Below are 6,668 nucleotides of genomic sequence, written 5' to 3'. Positions count from 1 at the left end.
CTCATGAATGGATGGCGGAAAACCTGAACGTTGCGCACTACCGAAACGGCGATCCCATACCGCAGATTCCGGAAAAAAAAGAATGGTCCAACGCAACGGCGGGAGCTTGGTGCTATTACGAAAACAACCCCGATAACGGGAAGATTTACGGCAAGCTCTACAATTGGCGCGTCCTGACCGACAAGCGGGGCATCGCTCCCGCGGGTTGGCACGTTCCAAGCCCGGCCGAGCGGCGGGAGCTCGTGGATTATTTGGGCGGAGAGGAAATCGCCGCGGCTAAAATGAAAGCCGGCCGACTATGGGATCCGCCAAGCACGAAGGCCGTAAACGAAAGCGGCTTTGCCGCACTGCCCGGAGGCTGTCGCGACTCTGATCTGACCTTCAAATATGCCGGGCAGGAAGGATATTTCTGGATCGAACCGCATCTCTGGGAACGAACTGCGACGATCGAAGCGACGCTGCCGTTCCTTTCTTTGGGGGACAGATGTTCCTTAGGCAGAGTGTCGGCTTTTGGGTATGGGATGTCGATTCGTTGCCTAAGGGATCATGACGATTAATTCCAAGCGTCACGAGCCCGAAGAACGGAGAGAGCCCTATAAAAACCGGAATTCGCACACCTTGTCCAGCCCGGCCATGGCGGCCTGGCGGACATAGGGGCTCTTGTCTTTGATCAGCTGAACCAACAGAGCCCGGGCCTCGGCTCCGCCGATCTCGCCCAGGGCCAGGGCCGCCGAGCGGCGGACATCGGCGTTGGGGTCATCGACGACGGCGCGGACGGCCTTCGCCGTGGAACGGCTGCGCTTGGCGGCCAGGATGCGCAGCGCCGCGCTCTTGGAGAACCACGGCGGGCGCGTCAGGCGGTCGCACAGGTCGTCCAGCGGGCAATCCTCGCGGGCGATGAGCTCGCGAACCGCGATGTCGCGCACTTCTTCGGTCGGATCGCCGAGGAGCTCGATGAGCAGCGGAGTCGACCAGACGGCGTCTGATTCGGCGGCCGCATGGAGCAGGCGAACCTTCTTGGGCCGGCTCTGGATAATCTCGAGCTTGCGGGCGATCTCGCGGGCCAGAAGACGCGGGTCGGCTTCGGGGTCGAGGGCGCGGGGGAAGGCCAGCTCTGCCAGCAGGGGATCAGTCCCGTCCCCGTCGTCGGCCGGCGACCGTCGCAGGAATTTGACCACGGCCTAAACCATCTCCAGTATGTGGCCCATCTTGTCCTTTTTGGTCTTGAGGTAGCGGCAGTTGGACTCGTTGGGGGCGATCTCCAGCGGCACCCGGTCGATGATCTCCAGGCCGTAGCCCGTCAGGCCGACGAACTTGCGGGGGTTGTTGGTGATGAGTCGGATTTTCCGCACCCCCAAGGCGACCAGGACCTGGGCCCCGATGCCGTAGTCCCGCTGATCGGGCTTGAAGCCCAGCCGGGTGTTGGCCTCGACGGTGTCGGCGCCGCCGTCCTGCATGGCATAGGCTCGGATCTTGTTGGTCAGCCCGATGCCGCGGCCTTCGTGGTTGAGGATGTAGAGGACGATGCCGTTCCCGGCGGCCTCGATCATCTCCATGGACCGGTGGAGCTGATCGCCGCAGTCGCAGCGGGAAGAGCCGAAGGTGTCGCCGGTCAGGCATTGCGAATGGGCCCGGACAAGGAGCGGCGTCTCGGGGTCGATCGTCCCCTTGATCAGGGCGACATGGTGTTCGCCCCGAATCTCGTCCTCGAAGACGGCGATCCGGAAGTGGCCGTGGGCGGTCGGTAGGTCGGCCTCGTCGATCTTGTGGACCAGGCACTCGTGGCGCATCCGGTACTTGATCAGGTCGGCGATAGTCAGGATGGGCAGGCCGAACGCGGCGCTCATTTGCTCGAGCTCCGGCATCCGGGCCATGCTGCCGTCCTCGTTCATGATCTCGCAGATGACCCCGGCCTGCGTCAGACCGGCCATGCGGGCCACATCGACCGACGCTTCGGTCTGGCCGGCCCGGGCCAGGACGCCGCCGTCCTTGGCTTGCAGCGGGAAAATGTGGCCGGGGCGAGCCAGGTCCTCGGGCTTGGTGGCGGGGTCGATGGCGGCCAGGATGGTGCGGGCCCGATCGGCCGCGGAAATGCCCGTGCTGACGCCGGCCTTGGCGTCGATCGAGATGGTGAAGGCGGTCTGAAACCGAGCCGTGTTGTCCTGGACCATCAACGGGAGCTGGAGCTCCTCCAGGCGTTTGTGGGTGAGCGGCAGGCAGATCAGGCCCCGGCCGTGGCGGGCCATGAAGTTGATGGCTTCGGGGGTGGTCTTGTCCGCGGCCACCATCAGATCGCCCTCGTTCTCGCGATCCTCGTCGTCGACGATGATGATCATGCGGCCGTCTCGAACGGCGGCGACGGCTTCCTCGACCGAGGAGGTGCGGGGCGTCTCGGGCATCGTTGATGGTCTCCCTGAAAATTTAATCCGACCCGCGCGTCGCGGATCGCCCCGAAACAAAATTATACACATACTTTCCGATCATGTCACATTCGATGTTGACGGCGTTGCCGGCCCGCAGGGCCGCCAGGTTGGATTTGTCGAGAGTCACCGGGATGAGCTCGACTTCAAAAGTCGAAGAGCCGAGCGAGGCGACGGTCAGGCTGACGCCGTTGACGCCGACGGAGCCTTTGGGGATGAAGTATTTCCGCTGGGCCGCGGGCAGGGCGAAGACCAGGCGCCGGCCAGGCCGCTTTGGCGTGACCCGGATCGTTTTGGTCGTGAAATCGACGTGCCCCGACATCAGATGCCCGCCCAGCGGATCGGCCAGCGTCAGCGGCAGCTCGAGGTTCAGCCGGGCACCGGGACGAAACCCGCCTAGAGTCGTTCTGGCCAGCGTCTCTTGGGCCAAGTTGAAGACGAGGGCTCGGCCTTCGGCCTTAACCAGGGTGAGGCAGACGCCGTCCACCGCGACGCTGCTGCCAGGCCCGATCTTGCCGGCCGGGATATCGGCCTCGACGGCCATCTCGGTTCGGCCTTGGCGAAAGCCGGCGAACTTGCCCGAGTATTGGACGATGCCGGTAAACATTAGGATCTTCTCCAATCTCCGGGGATGGTAGGGCGGCGCAATATTCGGCCCATTAAAATGTCCCTTCGATAGCGATGTCGTCTCCGAGACGGAACGATCGGACGTCCCGCAGCCGGAGCGAGTCCTCCAATCGGGCCGGTCCGCGGCCTCCATAGACCGATACCGCGTCCCGGCCGCCTACGAGCCGGGGGGCGACCAGAAACAGTCCGCGGTCGGCCAGGCTGCCTTCGAGAACGGACGTGGCCAGGCGGCCGCCGCCTTCGATCAATACGGACGCGATACCGCGTTCCGCGAGCTTCTTCAAAACGGCCTTTAGGCTCACCGCCCCTGCGGCGCTTTTAACTACCGTCGTCTCGGCACCCGCCCGTTCGAGGGCCGAGCGCCGCTTTTCGTCGGCTCCAGCGTGTCCGAAGACGAGCACGGGCCCGCCGGACATATCCTCGAACATCCGCGCTTTGGGGGATAGTCGGAAACCTCCGTCCAGGACGACCCGCAGGATCGGCTTGGCTCGCCGGCCCGGCAGGCGGACGGTGAGCCGTGGATCGTCGCTCTGCGCCGTCCCGGCCCCGATCAGGACGGCGTCGTGCTCGGCTCGGACGAGATGGGCATAGGCGCGGGCCGCAGGTCCGGTGATCCAGCGGGCTTCTCCCGTTCGGGTGGCCATCCGGCCGTCCAGGCTCAAAGCGGCTTTGAGGGTGACAAGCGGCATCCCGGTAGTGATGCGCTTGATGAAGCCGGCGTTCAAGGCCCGGTTCCGTTCGGCCATGAGCCCAATCGAAGTTTTGATCCCGGCCTGCTTCAACCGGGCCAACCCTCGTCCGTTGACGATCGGGTTGGGGTCGCGGTCGGAGACGACGACCCGGGCGATGCCCGCCGCCAATACGGCGTCGATGCAGGGCGGCGTCCGCCCCCAATGAACGCACGGCTCGAGGGTCACATAGAGAGTCGCGCCTTTGGCGGCAGCGCCCGCTCTGGCCAGGGCGACGGCTTCGGCGTGGGGCCGGCCCGCGGCTTCGTGATAGCCGTGGCCGACAATCTTCCCACCCTTAACCAGGACTGCGCCCACACAGGGGTTGGGGCTTGTCCGCCCGGCGGCTTGGGCCGCCAGGCCGTAGGCGAGGGCCATATATTCGAGGTCGCGTCCGGCGTTCATTCGAATAACGCGTCGACGAACGCGGCGGGGGAGAAATCGATCAAGTCCTCCGCGCCCTCGCCGGTTCCGATAAATTTGATGGGCAGCCCCAGCTCGTCGGCGATGGCCACGACGATGCCGCCCTTGGCCGTGCCGTCGAGCTTGGTTAGGACCAGGCCCGTAATTCCCGAGACCTTGAGGAACTCCCGGGCCTGGACCAGCGCGTTCTGGCCGATCGTGGCGTCGAGAATGAGCAGAATCTCGTGCGGCGCCCCGGGGAGCTCGCGGCCTAGAATGCGCGTGATCTTCTCCAATTCCAGCATCAGGTTGGCGTTGGTGTGGACGCGGCCCGCGGTGTCGACCAGGACGAGGTCCAAGCCCTTGCGGAGGGCGTGCTGGACGGCGTCGAAGGCGACCGAGGCCGGGTCGCCGCCGTAGCGGCCTTTGATGACGTCCAGCCCGAGACGCTCGCCCCAGACGGCGAGCTGCTCCTGGGCGGCGGCCCGGAAGGTGTCCGCGGCGGCCAATCCGACGGACCGGCCTTCGTCGCGAAAGCGGCGGGCCAGCTTGGCGATAGTGGTCGTCTTGCCGCCGCCGTTGACGCCGACGATCAGCCAGACGGCGGGCTTGGCGGCGGGGGGTGCGTCGACGGTGGATGCGGCGGCCGTCCCGCGCGACAGCCGTTCGACGAGGTCGGCCTTGAGCGCTTCGCGGATCTCGGGGAAGCCGTCGGTTTTGCGGGTTCGGACGCGGAGCGAGTCGATGATCTTCTCGGTCGTCGCGACGCCGACGTCGGCCAAAATTAAAGCTTCGGCTAAGTCGTCGAGAATTTCCTCGCGCGGTTTGCCGCTCTTGACCAGGGCGTCGAGGCGCTGCTTGAACGCCGAGCGGGTCTTGGACAGCTTCTCCCGCAGGTTGCCGAGCATCGTGTCTGGATTATAGGGGCGCCCTGACTACCTGTCAACGAGGCTCCTGGCGCAGGGGTTCGCTCTGGCGGAAATATTTGCGCCGTGGCGTCTCGTTTTTCTCGGCGGCTCGGAACTCGCGTCCCGCATTGATCTAACGGTCTTTGTACGGTCCACTCAGACATCCTCGCCGTCCTGCCTCTTTCCGGGCAGGATTCCCTCGACACCTGCCGGAGCCGCATGACGAATCCTACCCTGTTTAGGGGAGGCAGGAGGGGTAATACCAATAAAAGAAATTGGAATGCGGCAACGCTTAGGTGATATTTCCGCCCTCGCGACGACAGGCGAGGCGCCGGTCGTGACGAGGACTGCGAAGCGACAGCATCGGCGCTCACCCCTGCATCCCCTTGCCGTAGTAGAAGAGTTTGATTTTAGCCATAGAATCGTTTTGGATTTCTTCCATTCTGTGTGGGTTGGTGAGGCGGCACGGTATTCGGCCAACGGCGAAACCGCGCGGGTTTAGACTTTTTCGCGAAACTCTTCGAGGGAACCCAACGGGCGCCGAGGGATGTTTGAGCACGTGATGATCATCGGGACCGAGACGGAGTGGGAGATCATGCGGATTTGGGAGATCAAATGTGCGGAGTTCCGCAGGCGCCGAGAAGAGAAGCGCGAAAAAGGCGTGAAAAACCCGCGCCGCCGGGCCGAATACCGTGCCGCAGGCCACACAGAATGGGATAGCTCTAAACGCTTCTTTAGAGGGGCAAGCGTTATTTTTTAACCCGATAGATTTCGGGAACCAGGATGCCGCACAAGGCTCCGACGACCAGGCCGACGATGATATCGGAAGGAAAGTGCTTGAGCGCCTTGACCCGGAAGAGCCCCAACACAAGCGGGGGAATCAGCGCCGCGGCATAGACCAGATATTTGTCGTCGCCCAGCCCGGGATGCGAATCGCTGTAGACCTTGGCCATGAAGAACGTGGAGGCCGCGGCGGTGGCGACATGGCCGCTGTAGAACGAGTTCCGGTTGTGGCCCGTCTTTCTCTCGTCATAGGACAGTTGATCATAGTAAGCCACCGGCCGGATGCGGTTTTGGAAATTAGGCCCGAGCGCACTCCATTCGTAAATATTGGTCGTGAGGGACATGGTTTCCAAAAACATCATCACCATGTCCAGTCCGTTCAGCCGAATCCGCTTGTCGGCCAAAAGGGAAAAGGGGAGCGCGATCGAGGCCCACAGGGTATAGTCCGAATATTTTTCGAAGACGGCTCGGCGGGTGGGGTCTTGATTGAGCGACCAGGCATCGATCTTGTTGAGCGTGCGCTTGTCCAAGGCTTGAATCTCGGCAAGAGATAGATCGTATTTTCCCAGGAGCTTTGAAATGCCCATGTAGTTCGCGAACAATCCGACCCCGCAGACGGCCCCGGCCGCCCAGTGATTGACCTGATACACACGGGCGGAGGAGTCGCCGGCGGACGATTGCGGAAAGGCCGGGGCAATCAAGCCGAGGCATAAAAAAAAGATCAGGATGGGTTTCGGCCGGATCGCTTTCATGTCGCGGACCTCGTGGGCTGAATGGCGGGCGTTTTTTCCGGGTGGTGA

At 63.5% G+C, this 6,668-nt stretch carries 7 protein-coding genes; 1 reads left to right on the top strand and 6 read right to left on the bottom strand.

Annotated elements, in window-relative coordinates; translation table 11 throughout:
• Positions 1-557: fibrobacter succinogenes major paralogous domain-containing protein (locus NTZ26_03670; protein ID MCX6559591.1), on the top strand; the 557-nt coding region annotated here is incomplete at its 5' end.
• 36 nt (positions 558-593) lie between these two features.
• Here NTZ26_03670 and NTZ26_03665 read toward each other — a convergent pair.
• The 6 genes from NTZ26_03665 to NTZ26_03640 form a co-directional block, all read right to left on the bottom strand.
• A complete protein-coding gene (locus NTZ26_03665) occupies positions 594-1,178 on the bottom strand; it encodes a HEAT repeat domain-containing protein (GenBank protein ID MCX6559590.1) in 585 nt (194 codons plus the stop codon).
• Positions 1,179-1,181: 3 nt separating this feature from the next.
• Entirely contained in the window at positions 1,182-2,399 is a 1,218-nt protein-coding gene (locus NTZ26_03660; GenBank protein ID MCX6559589.1) for a bifunctional 3,4-dihydroxy-2-butanone-4-phosphate synthase/GTP cyclohydrolase II, read from the bottom strand.
• A gap of 22 nt (positions 2,400-2,421) precedes the next feature.
• Positions 2,422-3,027 carry a riboflavin synthase gene (locus NTZ26_03655; GenBank protein MCX6559588.1) on the bottom strand — a complete coding sequence of 202 codons (606 nt, stop codon included), beginning with the start codon at positions 3,025-3,027 and terminating at the stop codon, positions 2,422-2,424.
• A gap of 52 nt (positions 3,028-3,079) precedes the next feature.
• Positions 3,080-4,180 (bottom strand): bifunctional diaminohydroxyphosphoribosylaminopyrimidine deaminase/5-amino-6-(5-phosphoribosylamino)uracil reductase RibD, encoded by a 1,101-nt coding sequence (gene ribD / locus NTZ26_03650; GenBank protein MCX6559587.1) that lies wholly within the window; start codon positions 4,178-4,180, stop codon positions 3,080-3,082.
• Positions 4,177-5,085, bottom strand: coding sequence for a signal recognition particle-docking protein FtsY (ftsY, locus tag NTZ26_03645; GenBank protein ID MCX6559586.1), 909 nt, complete (start codon positions 5,083-5,085; stop codon positions 4,177-4,179). Before ftsY ends, ribD begins: the two co-directional genes overlap by 4 nt.
• A gap of 749 nt (positions 5,086-5,834) precedes the next feature.
• On the bottom strand, positions 5,835-6,620 hold the full coding sequence (locus tag NTZ26_03640) for a phosphatase PAP2 family protein (GenBank protein ID MCX6559585.1): 786 nt from the start codon (positions 6,618-6,620) through the stop codon (positions 5,835-5,837).
• Positions 6,621-6,668: the final 48 nt, after the last annotated feature.

The organism is Candidatus Aminicenantes bacterium (assembly GCA_026393855.1).
Lineage (GTDB): Bacteria > Acidobacteriota > Aminicenantia > Aminicenantales > UBA4085 > UBA4085.
Note: the sequence above shows the minus strand (reverse complement) of the source record. Positions and strands in the feature narration are given on the sequence as shown.